The sequence below is a fragment of the Halorientalis sp. genome, assembly GCF_028275115.1.
In the GTDB taxonomy this organism is placed as follows: domain Archaea; phylum Halobacteriota; class Halobacteria; order Halobacteriales; family Haloarculaceae; genus Halorientalis.
Genome location: NZ_JAQCNH010000112.1, coordinates 1 through 13305, shown reverse-complemented (window position 1 = coordinate 13305; position 13305 = coordinate 1). Strand labels below are relative to the sequence as shown.

18 protein-coding genes and 1 pseudogene are annotated in these 13305 nt (G+C 65.2%); 10 read left to right on the top strand and 9 right to left on the bottom strand.

Annotation, left to right across the window (positions count from 1 at the left end):
• Positions 1-37 precede the first annotated feature (37 nt).
• The 3 genes from Q0964_RS14875 (at position 38) to Q0964_RS14865 (ending at position 1971) form a co-directional block, all read left to right on the top strand.
• Complete coding sequence (locus tag Q0964_RS14875; protein ID WP_299269069.1) at positions 38-538, top strand: TRAM domain-containing protein; 501 nt, start codon at positions 38-40, stop codon at positions 536-538.
• A 141-nt stretch (positions 539-679) separates the two neighbouring features.
• Complete coding sequence (locus tag Q0964_RS14870; RefSeq protein WP_299269067.1) at positions 680-1153, top strand: Tfx family DNA-binding protein; 474 nt, start codon at positions 680-682, stop codon at positions 1151-1153.
• A gap of 32 nt (positions 1154-1185) precedes the next feature.
• Positions 1186-1971, top strand: coding sequence for an SDR family oxidoreductase (locus Q0964_RS14865; RefSeq protein ID WP_299269065.1), 786 nt, complete (start codon positions 1186-1188; stop codon positions 1969-1971).
• Here the strand turns inward: Q0964_RS14865 and Q0964_RS14860 are convergent.
• The 6 genes from Q0964_RS14860 to Q0964_RS14835 form a co-directional block, all read right to left on the bottom strand.
• On the bottom strand, positions 1968-3026 hold the full coding sequence (locus Q0964_RS14860; protein WP_299269063.1) for a mannose-1-phosphate guanylyltransferase: 1059 nt from the start codon (positions 3024-3026) through the stop codon (positions 1968-1970). The two genes, Q0964_RS14865 and Q0964_RS14860, sit on opposite strands and share 4 nt — an antisense overlap.
• Positions 3027-3056: 30 nt before the next feature.
• A complete protein-coding gene (locus Q0964_RS14855) occupies positions 3057-3338 on the bottom strand; it encodes a DUF7091 family protein (RefSeq protein ID WP_299269061.1) in 282 nt (93 codons plus the stop codon).
• A 43-nt stretch (positions 3339-3381) separates the two neighbouring features.
• Entirely contained in the window at positions 3382-4128 is a 747-nt protein-coding gene (locus tag Q0964_RS14850) for a CPBP family intramembrane glutamic endopeptidase (RefSeq protein ID WP_299269059.1), read from the bottom strand.
• Positions 4129-4272: 144 nt separating this feature from the next.
• Positions 4273-5436 (bottom strand): ACR3 family arsenite efflux transporter, encoded by a 1164-nt coding sequence (arsB, locus tag Q0964_RS14845; RefSeq protein ID WP_299269057.1) that lies wholly within the window; start codon positions 5434-5436, stop codon positions 4273-4275.
• A complete protein-coding gene (locus tag Q0964_RS14840) occupies positions 5429-5881 on the bottom strand; it encodes an arsenate-mycothiol transferase ArsC (protein ID WP_299269055.1) in 453 nt (150 codons plus the stop codon). The genes arsB and Q0964_RS14840 overlap by 8 nt, the downstream gene beginning before the upstream one ends.
• Complete coding sequence (locus Q0964_RS14835) at positions 5878-6270, bottom strand: ArsR/SmtB family transcription factor (protein WP_299269053.1); 393 nt, start codon at positions 6268-6270, stop codon at positions 5878-5880. Before Q0964_RS14835 ends, Q0964_RS14840 begins: the two co-directional genes overlap by 4 nt.
• A 198-nt stretch (positions 6271-6468) precedes the next feature.
• Here Q0964_RS14835 and Q0964_RS14830 point away from each other — a divergent pair, with 198 nt between their 5' ends.
• From Q0964_RS14830 to Q0964_RS14820, 3 genes are all read left to right on the top strand, one after another.
• Positions 6469-7401, top strand: coding sequence for a replication factor A (locus Q0964_RS14830; protein WP_299269050.1), 933 nt, complete (start codon positions 6469-6471; stop codon positions 7399-7401).
• 1 nt (position 7402) lies between these two features.
• Positions 7403-8023 (top strand): RPA family protein, encoded by a 621-nt coding sequence (locus tag Q0964_RS14825; protein WP_299269047.1) that lies wholly within the window; start codon positions 7403-7405, stop codon positions 8021-8023.
• A gap of 98 nt (positions 8024-8121) precedes the next feature.
• Positions 8122-8568: a DUF8146 domain-containing protein gene (locus Q0964_RS14820; protein WP_299269044.1), complete on the top strand. Its 447-nt coding sequence runs from the start codon at positions 8122-8124 to the stop codon at positions 8566-8568.
• A gap of 21 nt (positions 8569-8589) precedes the next feature.
• Here the strand turns inward: Q0964_RS14820 and Q0964_RS14815 are convergent, their stop codons facing one another.
• Positions 8590-9432 carry a helix-turn-helix domain-containing protein gene (locus Q0964_RS14815; protein WP_299269042.1) on the bottom strand — a complete coding sequence of 281 codons (843 nt, stop codon included), beginning with the start codon at positions 9430-9432 and terminating at the stop codon, positions 8590-8592.
• Here Q0964_RS14815 and Q0964_RS14810 point away from each other — a divergent pair.
• Entirely contained in the window at positions 9344-9550 is a 207-nt protein-coding gene (locus Q0964_RS14810) for a DUF8149 family protein (RefSeq protein ID WP_299269040.1), read from the top strand. The genes Q0964_RS14815 and Q0964_RS14810 overlap by 89 nt on opposite strands.
• Here the strand turns inward: Q0964_RS14810 and Q0964_RS14805 are convergent, their stop codons facing one another.
• Complete coding sequence (locus tag Q0964_RS14805; RefSeq protein WP_299269038.1) at positions 9551-10006, bottom strand: DUF5814 domain-containing protein; 456 nt, start codon at positions 10004-10006, stop codon at positions 9551-9553.
• A gap of 141 nt (positions 10007-10147) precedes the next feature.
• Here Q0964_RS14805 and Q0964_RS14800 point away from each other — a divergent pair, with 141 nt between their 5' ends.
• Positions 10148-11938, top strand: coding sequence for a hypothetical protein (locus Q0964_RS14800; RefSeq protein WP_299269037.1), 1791 nt, complete (start codon positions 10148-10150; stop codon positions 11936-11938).
• A gap of 113 nt (positions 11939-12051) precedes the next feature.
• Here Q0964_RS14800 and Q0964_RS14795 read toward each other — a convergent pair whose 3' ends face one another.
• A complete protein-coding gene (locus Q0964_RS14795; protein ID WP_299269035.1) occupies positions 12052-12828 on the bottom strand; it encodes an SDR family oxidoreductase in 777 nt (258 codons plus the stop codon).
• 33 nt (positions 12829-12861) lie between these two features.
• On the opposite strand from Q0964_RS14795, the gene Q0964_RS14790 reads away from it, so the two are divergent.
• Positions 12862-13017 carry a DUF2080 family transposase-associated protein gene (locus Q0964_RS14790; protein WP_299269033.1) on the top strand — a complete coding sequence of 52 codons (156 nt, stop codon included), beginning with the start codon at positions 12862-12864 and terminating at the stop codon, positions 13015-13017.
• Positions 13014-13305: pseudogene (locus tag Q0964_RS14785) on the top strand (RNA-guided endonuclease TnpB family protein); the annotation flags it as partial. The gene Q0964_RS14790 and the pseudogene Q0964_RS14785, both read left to right, overlap by 4 nt.

Genomic DNA, 13305 nt, shown 5'->3' with positions numbered 1-13305 from the left:
CGTAAGCGTTTAATTGCCGCTGTGAGTACCAATCGGTATGCCGGATTGTCCACTGGCGGACGACTGCCCCAGTTTTAGCGAACGAATCGAAGGCATGGGGTGCCAGCACTACGGGGACCGCGGCGGCGCGGAGTGGTGCAACCACTACAACCAGCCGATCCGCGACCTGAAAGAACAACCTGTCCAGCCCGGCGAAGAAGTCGTCGTGACGGTCGAAGACATCCACGAGAGCGGTGCTGGCGTCGGCCGCACTGGGGACGGGTTCATCGTGATGGTTGACGGCGTCCTGCCGGAGGCGCGGGCACGCGTCCAGATCACGCGTGTCCACTCGAACCACGCGAAAGCCGAGGAAATCGAGCGACTGCCGCTGGAGGAGGAGGCCGAGGCCGACGACGGGGACAGGGACGGGGACGGGGAAGCGGACGACAGCGGAGCCGACGACGAGGCGGCCGATGCCGACGGGGCGGCAGCAGACGACCTGGACGCGAGAGACGAGGATCCACACCTCGGAAGTCGGGACAACTTCTGGGGGAGCTGAGGCGGCTCGCGGAGTCGTGAGCGGCGGACCTGTGGACAATCCAACTCACCGCTCGCAGGTCGGACGGTGGTGGCGACTCGGACGGTGGGTTTTTCGCGCGGGCGATGATACCATTACGTAACGGAGACGCGGGGCACACGAATGACTGACGACGAGATTGACGCTGACGAAGTTCTCGACCGGGCGGGGTTCGATACCGCGGAGAACGTGCTGACGCGGCGACAGGCGGAGGTGTTGGCGCTTCGCGAGCGAGGGTTAGCACAGGCCGAAATCGCCGACCTGCTGGGCACGTCGCGAGCGAACGTCTCTAGTGTCGAGTCTAGTGCCCGTGACAACGTCTCGAAAGCTTACGAGACGGTTGCGTTCGCGGAGACGTTGCGCGCGCCGGTCCAGATCACCGTCGAGCCGGGGACGGACCTCTACGACGTACCGGCGCGAGTGTTCGCCGAGTGTGACGAGGTCGGGGTCAAGGTCAACCACACAGCTCCCGAACTCATGAAGCGCATCAGTGACGAGGCGGGCGACGCGGTCGTCGGGCGAAACGTCGAACGGCGGCTGTTCGTCGGCGTCACCAGCGACGGGGCGGTGCGGGTGCGCCAGCGGCCCGAGGAGTGAGTCTTTAGACGGCGGCCCACCTCAACCGGAGCATGGAGTTCGAACTCGACGGGAACGCGGCACTGTTTACAGCAGCCAGCAGCGGCCTCGGTCTGGCCAGCGCCGAGGCCTTCGCTCGCGAGGGTGCGGACGTGGCGATCTGTGGCCGCGCTGTCGACAGACTCGCCGAGGCCGAGCAGACCCTGGACGAACTCGGTGGCGGCGACGTCCTCACAGCCGAGGCCGACATCACCGAGGCCGCGGACATCGAGCGGTTCGTCGCCGAGACGGTCGACGCGTTCGGCGGGCTGGACCACGTCGTCACGAGCGCGGGCGGTCCGCCGAGCGGTCCCTTTCTCGACATGGACGACGCGGACTTCTACTCGGCGTACGACCTGCTGGTGATGAGTGTCGTACGGACGACTCGGGAGGCCCATCCCCACCTGCGAGAGAGCGACGCGGGGACCGTCGTCAATATCACCTCCCGCTCGGTTCAGGAAGTCATCGACGGACTCGTGCTCTCGAACTCGGTCCGGCGGGCGGTCATCGGGCTGATGAAGACCCAGGCCCGGGAGTTCGCGCCGGACGTGCGGGTCAACGCGGTCCTGCCGGGCGCACACGAGACCAGTCGCATCGAGGACCTGATCGAGCAGAACATCGAGCGTGGCGAGTACGGGAGCTACGAGGAGGGCCTCGCGGACTGGGCGGACGGGATTCCGCTGGCGCGAATCGGCGACCCCGAGGAACTGGCCGAGGCCGTCGCGTGGCTCTCTAGCGACGCGGCGAGTTACGTCAACGGCGCGGCGGTGCCGGTCGACGGTGGGAGCCTGCGGAGCTAGTACCGACCGTCCTCGCGTAACTGATCGACGACGTCACGGACCTCCTGTGCGCGGGCTTTCGGAATCACCAGCGTCCGGTCCCCGTAGCTCGCGACCACCAGCTCAGAGACACCGACCAGACTGACGTGGCCGTCGGTGGCGACGACGTTCTCCGCGGCATCCGTCAGCAGGCCATCGCCGAGGACGACGTTGCCGGAGTCGTCTGCCTCGAAGAGGCGCTCGACGGCGTCCCACGACCCCAGGTCGTCCCACTCGAAGCTCGCGGGGACGACGTATGCCTTGTCGGTCCGTTCGAGCACAGCGTAGTCGACGCTGACGGGGTCGACAGCCGCGAAGCCACGGTTGGGGTCGGCGTCGTCCATGGCCTCGACGAGCGGGCCGAGCGAGGATGTCCTGGCCTCGCCGAGGAAGGCGTTGGGCGTCCAGGCGAAGATGCCGGCGTTCCAGTAGTAGCCCCAGTCGACGTACGTCGCGGCGGTTTCGGAGTCCGGCTTTTCGGTGAACGACGCGACGGTGTGGTACCCGTCGCTGCTCGCGGCCCCGTCGGCGTCGCTCGACGGGTTCGAGGGCTCCCTACAGTCGCCGTCTAGGCGCTCTCCTGGCTCCACGTAGCCGTAGCCGGGCGCGGGACGGGTGGGTTCGACGCCGACGGTGACCAGGCCGCCTGTGTCGACGGCCACTTCGGCGGCCGTGCGAGCGGTGGACGCGAAGTCGCCGTCGATCCGGTGGTCGCTGGGCATGGTGATCATGACGGCTCCGCTCAACTGGTCGCGGATGCGGTGGGCAGCGTACACCAGCGCGGGACCGGTGTCTTTCGGCGTGGGTTCGGTGAGGACGGCGGCCTGTGGCGCGTGTTCGCGGACCGACTCGGCGAGTTCCGGGCGGGTGAGGACGTACACCTCGTCGGCGAACCCGGCCCGGTCGACCGTGTCGGCGAGGAGTGACTGCTCGTGGCCGAACGACTGGAACTGCTTGGGCCGGTGGCGCCGGCTGGCGGGGTAGAGCCGGGTGCCGGTACCACCGGCGAGGACGACGGCGACGAGCGGACGGTCCATATCGGTTCGACGGCCGCTCGGGGGAAAAACCTACCAGGTCTCGACGATGCCGTCGCGCACGTCTTCGGCACAGCCCTGGCAGTCGGTGTGGTCGGCGTCGAAACAGGACGGCCGGCCTTCCTCGTCGAGTGCGACGGCGCGTTTCTCGGCGTAGCGGCGACAGACGATCTTCGCGCGGCCCCGGCCGTCCTGCGGGAGGTCGGCCAGTGCCGACCGTTTGGCGTCGCTGTATGCACGTTTCGCCGCTGCGAACTGGTCTCCAGCAGCCCGGAGGTTCTCGACGAACCGACGCAGTCGCCCGTCGTCTCTCATACCGGCTATTGGCGAGCCTGCTACTAAGCAACGGCGCTCCCGGTTACCCGACGGCATTGGTCAGGTAGACGCTGCCGAACAGCGTCGCGTTATAGAGACCGTGGACCAGCGCCGGGACGACGAAGTTGTCCGTGTACTCATAAATCGCGCCGAAGACGAGGCTCGGGACGGTGAGGAGGCTGATCGTGAGCAGCGCGGCCTGCGGGGACGCGCCGACGAACGAGAAGACGTGGATTGGGGCGAACATCAGCGTGGCCAGGACGATGGCGCCGGGCGCGGAGAAATCCTCGCGGAAACGGCCCTGGATGACGCCACGGAAGAGGAACTCCTCGCCGGGGCCGTTCAGCAGGAAGACGAAGGGGAGCAGAAAGGGGACGAACTCGGGATTCTCGGCGACGGTCTGTGCCGCCTGGTTCTGTGCCGGCGCGGTGTCCGAGACAGCCAGAACCAGATTCGCGACGAGCAAGAGCAGTCCGAGGGCGCCGAGCCACCCGGCGACGATGACGCCGATGTCCCTGAGGCTCGGAACCGTCGTCGGCACGAACTCTCGGACCGTCCGACCGTGATAGCGGAGATAGAGGAGTCCGACGGTCGGGAACGCGATTCCCTGGACGCCGATCAGACTGAGAATGAGTGCGCCCGTGCTGGACAGTTCGATACCGGCGCCCATGACGAGCACGGCGAGTCCCAGAACCGCTGCCAGCCCGACCACGAGACTCGCGACCGTGAGCCCGAGCATCGCCCCGAGTATCAGGAGCCGACGCTTCGTCACCGTTCTCGCCACATTCATACCGTCTCTTATTGGGACCAAACAAAAAGGCCGGCGGGTTCGCTCGCTCGTCTGGGGACGCTCCCTTCGGTCAAACGGCCCGGTTCGCGGGTCGTTCCTCCCCGCTCGCTCGTCCGGGGACGCTCCCTTCGGTCGCGTCCCCTGTCAATCGTCCTCTGGAGCCGGTTCAGCGGCCGACCCGTCGAGACCACTGGGCGTGGTCCCGGTCCAGTCGAAGCGGCGCTGGAAGTACAGCGCGACGTTGACCAGGGCGAGCAGGACCGGCACCTCGATCAGCGGACCGACGACGGTCGTGAAGGCGACGCCGGAGCCGACGCCGAACACCGCGACGGCGACGGCGATAGCCAGCTCGAAGTTGTTCGAGGCAGCCGTGAAGCCGATTGCTGTCGTCGTCGAGTAGTCCGCGCCGATCCCCTTCCCCATGCCGAAGCTGACGAGAAACATCACGACGAAGTAGATGGTCAGCGGGACGGCAATGAGCAACACGTCGCCGGGTGCGGCGACGATGGCGCCACCCTGGGTCGCGAACATCACAACCACGGTGAACAGCAGCGCGACCAGCGTCAGTGGATCGATCTTCGGGACGAACTCCTCGTCGTACCACTCCTGGCCCCTGCTCCGGGTCCCGACGTATCGGGTGAGGAAGCCGCCGGCGAACGGGATGCCGAGGAAGACGACAATCGCCTCGAACACCTGCACCGGTGTCACGTCGAACATCTCGATGCCGGCGACGAGCGATTCCATACCGAGCAGGGGCGGCAGGAACAGGGCAAAAAACCAGATGTAGACGCCGTAGGTGACGATCTGGAAGAGACTGTTGAACGCGACGAGACCGGTGACGTACTCCGTCGAGCCCTCGGCCAACTCGTTCCAGACTAGCACCATGGCGATACAGCGGGCCATCCCGATGAACACGAGGCCAAGGAAGTACTCGGGGCGGGCCGGGAGGCCCGGAACGAGACCGCTGAAAAACACGACTGCGAGCCCGAACATCAGCGTCGGGCCGATGAGCCAGTTCTGGACGAGACTGAGTCCGAGGACCCGCCAGTTGCTGAACACGGCCCGCAACTGCGAGTAGTCAGCCTTTGCCAACGGCGGGTACATCATCGCGATCAGCCCAATCTCGACGAGACGGAAGTCCTGAATCGGCTGGGTGACCGACGGTGCGACGAAGCCGAGGCCGACGCCGACGGCCATCGCCCCGAAGATCCAGACGGTGAGGTACTTGTCGAGGAAGTCCATCGAGCGCGGGTCGCCGCAGCTCTCGCACCCACACTCCGGGCCGTGCTCGTGGGTGGCGTTACTCATCGGCGGCCACCGTGACCTCGCTCTCTTGCTTGATTGCTCGTTCGACCTCGTCAAAGAGGTCGCGCACGCGCCTCTCGATATCGTCGCGGATCGCCCGCACCTCGCCGGGGTCCCGCCCGTCTGGGTCGTCGAGCGCCCAGTCGCGCACGTCCGGACCGGCAGCGTCGAGTTCGAGCGTCGAACAGCCCATCGTCGCGACGTAGTCACACGCGTTCAGCTCCTCGGTGTCGATTTCGCGTGGTTCCCGGCCCGAGAGGTCGAACCCGGCCTCGCGCATGATTTCGACAACTTCGCCGTGGACGTGGTCTGCGGGGGCTGTGCCGCCCGTCAAAATCTCCACGTTGTCCTGGAGTTCGCGTTGTTCACGCTCCCGTTCTGCGAGGGCCGCCGACATCTGGGAGCGACCGGCGTTCTGGACACAGACGAAGGCGACGCGCACCGTCATTGCTCACCCCGCGTCTCGTCGAGCGCAGCGAGCAGCGCCTTGGCGCGGTCGGTCGCCTCGTAGTAGCGCCAGGTCCCGTCTTTCCGCCGGGTCACCAGCCCCGCGTCACGGAGGTCCGAGAGCGCGTGGCTGATCGCGCTGTCGCTCACTTCGACGACCGGATTGATCTCACAGACACACAACTCCCGCCCGGCCGCCGCCAGAAGCCGCACGATCTCGTACCGGGTGTCGTTGCCCAGCGTCCTCAGCGCCTCCAGATCGGTCGCGTGGCCGTCCGCGACCGACGTCCGGTACTCCTGGAGCGTCTCCAACCGTTCCTCGACGTCGGCCGCACAGCACTCTCCCGACTCCGCAGTAATGAGCCGCTCGATCCGCTCGGTTTGTGCCATAGTTGAACGTTTGAGCAGCTATTCATATAGACCTGTCGGAGCCGGTTTCGCGGTGCCACGGCGTCCGTCGGCCCACCACACGAACCGACTTCCGTCTCCCGATTACACTTTCACTCTGGACGGGGCGAGCCTTTATGCCCGAAGCCGACCAACTCTCGAGTGTCTCCCATTGAAAACGACGCGGAGGCAGTGAGAGCAATGACAGATTTGCGTACCCAGGCGGAAGAGATACACGAGCAGTTTTCAAATCAGCTGGAGATCTCGGTCGACGACGTCAACGAGCGACTGGAGACGCTGGTCGAGGAGTACAAGGTCCCAGTCGACGAGGCGCGCCGGAGCGTCACGAGCACGTATCTCGACGAGGCGGATATGGACCGCGAAGAACTGTCGGGCGGTGGCGGCAACGAGCAGGTTCAGGTCAGCGACGTGGACGCGGCCGAGGAGTGGGTCGACCTGACGGCCAAACTCGTCGAGCTGTGGGAGCCAAACAGTGACGCGGTGGCACAGGTCGGCCTGCTCGGGGACGAGACGGGCACGATCAAGTTCACCAAGTGGTCCAAGTCGGACCTGCAGGCGCTGGAGGAAGGCGCGGTTTACCACCTGCGCAACGTCGTCACCGACGAGTACCAGGGCCGGTTCTCGGTCAAACTCAACCGGACGACGGTCATCGAGGACGCCGACACGGATATCGAGGTCGGTGACGACGATACGACCGTGGCGGGCGCGCTGGTGGACATCCAGAACGGCTCCGGACTCATCAAGCGCTGTCCCGAGGAGGACTGTACGCGGGTCCTCCAGAACGGCCGCTGTTCGGAGCACGGCGAGGCCGACGGCGAGTTCGACCTCCGGATCAAGGGGGTCCTCGACGACGGCGAGGACGTCCACGAGGTTATCTTCGACAAGGAGGCCACGGAGGAGTTCACCGGAATCACTCTGGAAGAAGCAAAGGAGATGGCCATGGACGCACTGGATACGACGGTCGTGGCCGACAGGATGCGCAAAGAGACGCTGGGCCGGTACTATCGGGTGACCGGGCCGACGTTCAGCCGGTACGTTCTGGCCGACGAGGTCGCGGAACTGGACGGGCCAGTCGATGCCGAAGAGACGCTGATCAAAGCGAGGTCGATCTAACATGGCAGCAGTTCCATCCCGCGAGGTTGCACGGCGCGTGTTCGCCCGCGAATTCAACGACGCGAGCTACACGTTCAAGGAATCGGACGACGAGCGCGCACCCGTCTACCTCCTGCTTCCGACGGGTGAGCGGGCCAACCGGATCTTCCTGGTTGGCACGCTCACAGAGACCGAGGACGTGGGCGAGGACAGCGAGTACTGGCAGGGGCGGGTCGTCGACCCCAACGGCGACACGTTCTTTATGTACGCCGGGCAGTACCAGCCCGACGCCGCCTCGATGCTCCGGGAACTGGAACCGCCGGCGTACGTCTCCGTCGTCGGCAAACCCCGGACATACGAGACCGACGACGGTGAAGTGAACGTCTCCGTCCGGCCGGAGTCGATCACCACTGTGGGCGAGGCGACACGGGACCGTTGGCTCGTCGAGACCGCACAGCGGACGGTCGAGCGTATCCAAGACTACCAAGCAGCCGAGGCCGAAGAGGGTGCGGCCGTCGACGAGTACGTGCAGATGGCCCGCGAGGAGTACGACCTGTCGGTCGAAAACTACCGGCGGGCCGCCACCGAAGCCCTGGAGAGCTTAGACGAGAGCGACGACGAGCAGGTCGAAGCGTCACCCTGACGGCGACCCGTCGACGGTCGGTTTTTTTCACCCGCTGTGACGAACGTGTGAGCGTCTGACGAACTTTGAAGTATGAGTAGTGACGAACTCGATATACGATGGGCAACAAAAACAAGACGATCTCCTTTCGCGTGAGCCAGGAGAAGTTCGAGACGCTCCGCGAGATCGCCGAGGAGCGCGACCTCTCGCTCTCGGCCGTCTTCCGCGACTACGTGGACCTGCTCGTTGCCCACGACGGCCAGGTCGAGGTCGTCCCGGAACACGAGATAACGGACAGTACCGACACGAGCGACGGGACGAGCTTCCCGCCAAAGGTCGAGGTCCCGAAAAGCTTCGTGCGTGAACACGAGCGACTGGAACTGCAGGCCGAACACCTCCGAGACCAGCTGGAGGAACACAAACGCTACGTGACGAAGCTCCGGCAGGAACTCGACACCTACGACGACGGCGAGGAAGTCATCCAACTCGAGGACCTCGACGGCGAGGAAGAAGACGACGACGACCCATCTTACCGTATCGGTAGTAGTTTCGACGAGTCGATCTGACCGACCCGTCGCCTCTCGCTTCTACGCTGCTCTCTCCTCACCGGTAGTGAACAGCTGTCCCACGAGCTGTTGCTGGGCGAGCCTGAGGTGGCGGTTGACCGTGGGCTGTGAGACACCCAGTACCGCGTCGAGTTCCTCGCCGGTCGTCTCGCGGGGCTGTCCGAGGAAGCCGGCGAGGTAGGCGGCTTCCAGCACTTCGCGCTGGCGGCCGGTGAGCGCATCGAACGGCGTGGTGACGAGTTTCGCGGCGACCAGCGGGGCGGCAGTCGTCACCTCGAACAGGTAGCCGTCGACGTCGCTGACCAGCCGGGTACCGGTCACGGAGAGCCTCGGGGTTGGCGTCTCGCGCGATAAAAAAACACGGCCGTCATCGCCGGAGATAGTGGCCAGCCCCTCGTACTCGACGCGACAGTCGGGCTCCTTAGCGATGCGGGACAGCAGGTCGCTTTCGTCCTCGATCCGGAGGTCGAGTTCGTCAACAGCGTCTACGCGACACGATTCGGTTACGACCCCGGCGAGATGAGGGTCGGTCGTGGCAGGACTGTTGTACGGACGCGGCAGCCGACCGGATGACAGCCTCGGTGCTCCCGACAGTCGCCGAGGACCGGCACTGGACGGGCGAGTGCGTTGCTCGCCGGAACAGGGCGATCTGGTCGCCCTCCGGGCTCGGATTGCCCGTTTCAAGGACGGGTGCCTCGTGATCGTCCACCACGGCGACGCAGAACAGGCCTGAACCGACCCCGTTATACCACACGCTGGGCCAATTGTAGTTAGGATGTCAGACGAACAGCCGTTCGTTCCGGTCTTCTGTGACGACTGCGGGACCACGACGCGGGTCCCGCTGGACGACGTGGGCGAGGCCATCGAACGCCACAACGACCAGCTTCACGACGGCGAGGAGGTCGCACAGGTCGACCCAAACATCGCCGACCACCTCGCCGACCTGGTGGTCGACGACCTGGGGCTGCTTGAGGATGAGTAGCTATCGTACCAAGTCCTGCCGGAGTCGCCGCGCCCGGTCGGCCATCTCCGAGGCGTCGTCGACATCGGCCAGCGCCTCGACGGCCTCGAGCGTCCGGACGGACCCGTCGAGAAAGGAGAGGATATCGCCGGGGTAGGCATAGAGCATGTAATCGTCGCCCATCACATCGACGATGGCGTCGGGGCCGAGCCCCTGTGCGCGCAACTCCAGCAGGTAGTCGACGAACTTCTCCTCGGGGTGGCCACAGTGAGGGTTGGCCTCACAGTCGCAGTCCAGAAAGTCCTCGGCGAACTCCAGTACCCGGTCGCGGGTGGCGTCGTCGAGTTTCGCCAGCCCGTCGCCCCGGTAGAGGATGTCCAGCGTCGCCCCGGAGAAGGCTCCCTTGGGGATAGAGGTCTCTAGCTGTGAGGCAATCTGGCGGTGGTTCTTTACGTAAATCTTGTCCGTAATGGCCACGCGTACCCTATTATCGGCCGTCAGGAAATAAAAGACTCCCGGACCGAAACCGGAACCGCACGGCACGCGCTGGTGGTCTCTGTCACCCCTGCTCGTCGGAAAACGGTGTATATAGGAGTCGTGAGGTCTTAGAATAGACGAATGGGAAGCAAATCGCAACCGAGCGACGGCGGTAGTCCGGTCAACACCGACTTGCTCGTATATTTGGGCCTGCGGACGATACCCGTCGCTGTGGTCGCCGTGTTCCTGTATCTGACACGGCCACTGTGGCACAGCCTGGTCTACGCAGCCCTCTACTCTCCGAGTGGCGCGTTGTTTATCGGCGGCGGGGCCGTCGCCGCACTCGTCCTCTGGTACCTCCCACCCTCCAGACTGGCGTCCGACGAGAACGACGGCGGTTCGGTCGACATCCCCGAAGAGTTCTCGCTCGGGGACGGCGACCCACCGGTCGACAGTGTCTTAGAGGGGGCGGATTCGGCCGCCAGCAAGCTGCGGACGCTCAGTTCCATCCTGGTCCTGTTGTTCGCGCTGTCGATTGCCGTCGGGGCCATCGGCGGGACCCTCGAACAGCGGTCGCTGGCACAGCAGACGATGGCGAGTGCCGAGAACGTCGAGGAGTTCCCCGAGGCGAACCCGGACAATCCGCGGGTCGTCCCGCAGGAGGTCGCCGACATCACGACTCGCGGCGAGGTGTCCTACCGACAGCACCGCCTCGGAGCCAGCGATATCGCCAGACGCGAGGACGGTTCGCTGGCCTGGTCGTACCCGATCGAACCGGACGGCTTCCGGAACCGGGTCGTCGAGAACCAACGCGGCGTCCTCATATCGGAACTGACGAGTATCGACGAGCGACGGACGACCGCCTACGACGAGACGGAGTTCACCCACGGCGAAGGCATGTTCCTCCACCGCTCGGCCGACTGGAATCTCAAGGCGAGCGACTACCTCGCCCGGTACGACGACGACGCCGTCGAATTCACTCACGACGGGACGCCGTACATGTACTACCCGAAGACCGGCCACGACTGGAAGCTAGCGCCGTTCCCGCACACCGTGCCGACGTGGGAGGGAGGCGCGTTGGTCTCTCCCAACGGTGAAATCGAGCACCTGACGCCCGAGGAGGCACAGCAAAACGAGATCCTCGACGGGCAGCGGCTCTACCCCTTAACGCTCACACGCGACGAGATGGCCTCGCTGAGCTACCGTGAAGGCATCATCAACCAGTTGCCCGTCGTCGGTGCACACGAAGGCGAGGTCGAGATCGCCAACCTCCCCGATGGCGCCGACAACAGCCAGCCCTTCGTCATCGACCTGGCTGGCGAGCAGATGTCCTACGTGACTGCGATGGAGCCCTTCGGGTCGGACAGTCGAGGACTCGACGAAGTGTGGTTCATCGACGCCGAAACCGGTGCACACACGTTCTTCGGGACTGGAGACGACACGCTGACCGGTCCCGAGCGGGCCATGGGAATCGCCCGGTCCGAGGACTCACAGACAAACTGGGGTGAGAACTTCGTGGTGACGGAGCCGGTGCCGGTTATCGTCGACAGGAACCTCTGGTGGCACGTCAAGGTCTCACCGACGGACTTCACCGACGTGACCCGCAACGTCTTCGTCGATGCCGACGACGGCACCGCAGTCGAGGTCACCGACGACGAGGCCGTGCGGGCGTTCATTCAGGGGAACGTCACCACCGAGGACCTCGAACCGGTTGACGGCGGTGACGGTGAAGCCAACGAGACCGCCGACGGCACCACCAACCAGACGGAACAGCGGACAGACGACGGGGAAGCCGTCTACTTCATCCTCGTCACCGACGACGACGGCAACGTCGTCAGGCGTATTCCGGTCGAACCGGGGCAGGATACGACGATTGTGGACCCCGGCGACGACCGGGCCCGGAACAACTCGACGGGTTCGGCCGGGGAGTAACCGGCTACATCGACTCGCTCCGTTCGGCCTGCGGACGATGTCACCCGTCGCGTCCACCCTCGAATCGTCCGGGTGCGTTCTTTTTCGGACGACCGTCGACAGCCGGGACCGAGCTACGTCGTCCAGCCGCCGTCGACGGTCAGCACGCTCCCCGTACAGTACGTGGAGGCGTCGCTGGCGAGAAACAGCGCGACGCCTTTCAGGTCGTCCGGTTCGCCCAGTCGACCCACGACCGTCTCCTCCTCCGTCTGTTCGTGGAGGTGGTCCATGCCCGAGTCCTTCCGGAAGGCTCCGCCGCCGATGCCGGTGTGAACCCAGCCCGGCGCGATGGCGTTGACTCGACTCCCCTGCGAACCGAGGTCCGCGGCGGCCTGTTTCGTCAGCTGGGCGACCCCGCCCTTCGAGGCGATGTAGGCGGCGACGCCAGGGAAATCGGATACCACCTGGCTGAGCACCGACGCGGTGGTGACGATCCGGCCGCCGTCCTGCATGACCGCGGCGGCCTCCCGGATGGTGTAGAACACGCCGCCGAGGTTCAGGTCCATCACCCGGTGCCACTGGTCGACGTCGTAGTCGTCGACGGTCCGACCGAGCCGGCCGATGCCGGCGTTGGCGAAGGCTACGTCCAGCCGACCGAACTGGTCGACGGTCTCCTCGACCATCGCGACGACCTCCTCGTGGGCGGAGACGTCGACCGGGAGTGGTGTAGTCTCGGTGTTCAGGTCCTCGGCGACCGCCTCGACGCCATCTACAGGCGGAGCAGGCCGAGTGCCTCGCGGTCGAACGGAAAGCTTTGATTTCCGTGATGACGAGACGCGTCGCGTCTCGAACCACTTGACCCCGAGAGTGAAGGCCGTAAGCCCTCTTAAACAATCCCCCTCCGGACACACCCTCGACCAACACGTTTAGTTATATCCACTTGTGTGGCGAACCGCTTTGAAATCGACGGCGAGGAAGTTCTCGACGGCGAGGTCAAGCCGTTCGGGAACAGCGCCTACATCACCGTTCCCAAACGCTGGCGTGGGGCCGACGTGAAAGTCGTCCGTACCTCAGAACCTACCGATCAAGACGAAGAATGACCGACGCACAGGCTCTCGTCAAGACGCTGGACTTCCAACTCGACACCCGGAGTGACAACGAGAGACTGCTGTACGACGTCACCCTCGAAGCACGGTCGGTGTACAACGAAACCATCCGCCTCGCCAAGCAGGGCGTTGATTGGGACGCGATTCCCGACCGCGTGGCCGACGCCAACCTCGTGAAGAACACGACACAACGTGTCGTCGCCAAGGCTCTCGGCGCGATGGAGAACGACTACGCGTACGACGACTTCGGCCAGCCGAGCCACACCACGGACGGCGCGTACC

Bases quoted from the DNA above. Each gene is read 5' to 3' on its own strand.
- Q0964_RS14875 (WP_299269069.1), top strand. From the start codon at position 38: ATGCCGGATTGTCCACTGGCGGACGACTGCCCCAGTTTTAGCGAACGA.
- Q0964_RS14870 (WP_299269067.1), top strand. From the start codon at position 680: ATGACTGACGACGAGATTGACGCTGACGAAGTTCTCGACCGGGCGGGG.
- Q0964_RS14865 (WP_299269065.1), top strand. From the start codon at position 1,186: ATGGAGTTCGAACTCGACGGGAACGCGGCACTGTTTACAGCAGCCAGC.
- Q0964_RS14860 (WP_299269063.1), bottom strand. From the start codon at position 3,026: ATGGACCGTCCGCTCGTCGCCGTCGTCCTCGCCGGTGGTACCGGCACC.
- Q0964_RS14855 (WP_299269061.1), bottom strand. From the start codon at position 3,338: ATGAGAGACGACGGGCGACTGCGTCGGTTCGTCGAGAACCTCCGGGCT.
- Q0964_RS14850 (WP_299269059.1), bottom strand. From the start codon at position 4,128: ATGAATGTGGCGAGAACGGTGACGAAGCGTCGGCTCCTGATACTCGGG.
- arsB (WP_299269057.1), bottom strand. From the start codon at position 5,436: ATGAGTAACGCCACCCACGAGCACGGCCCGGAGTGTGGGTGCGAGAGC.
- Q0964_RS14840 (WP_299269055.1), bottom strand. From the start codon at position 5,881: ATGACGGTGCGCGTCGCCTTCGTCTGTGTCCAGAACGCCGGTCGCTCC.
- Q0964_RS14835 (WP_299269053.1), bottom strand. From the start codon at position 6,270: ATGGCACAAACCGAGCGGATCGAGCGGCTCATTACTGCGGAGTCGGGA.
- Q0964_RS14830 (WP_299269050.1), top strand. From the start codon at position 6,469: ATGACAGATTTGCGTACCCAGGCGGAAGAGATACACGAGCAGTTTTCA.
- Q0964_RS14825 (WP_299269047.1), top strand. From the start codon at position 7,403: ATGGCAGCAGTTCCATCCCGCGAGGTTGCACGGCGCGTGTTCGCCCGC.
- Q0964_RS14820 (WP_299269044.1), top strand. From the start codon at position 8,122: ATGGGCAACAAAAACAAGACGATCTCCTTTCGCGTGAGCCAGGAGAAG.
- Q0964_RS14810 (WP_299269040.1), top strand. From the start codon at position 9,344: ATGTCAGACGAACAGCCGTTCGTTCCGGTCTTCTGTGACGACTGCGGG.
- Q0964_RS14815 (WP_299269042.1), bottom strand. From the start codon at position 9,432: ATGGCCTCGCCCACGTCGTCCAGCGGGACCCGCGTCGTGGTCCCGCAG.
- Q0964_RS14800 (WP_299269037.1), top strand. From the start codon at position 10,148: ATGGGAAGCAAATCGCAACCGAGCGACGGCGGTAGTCCGGTCAACACC.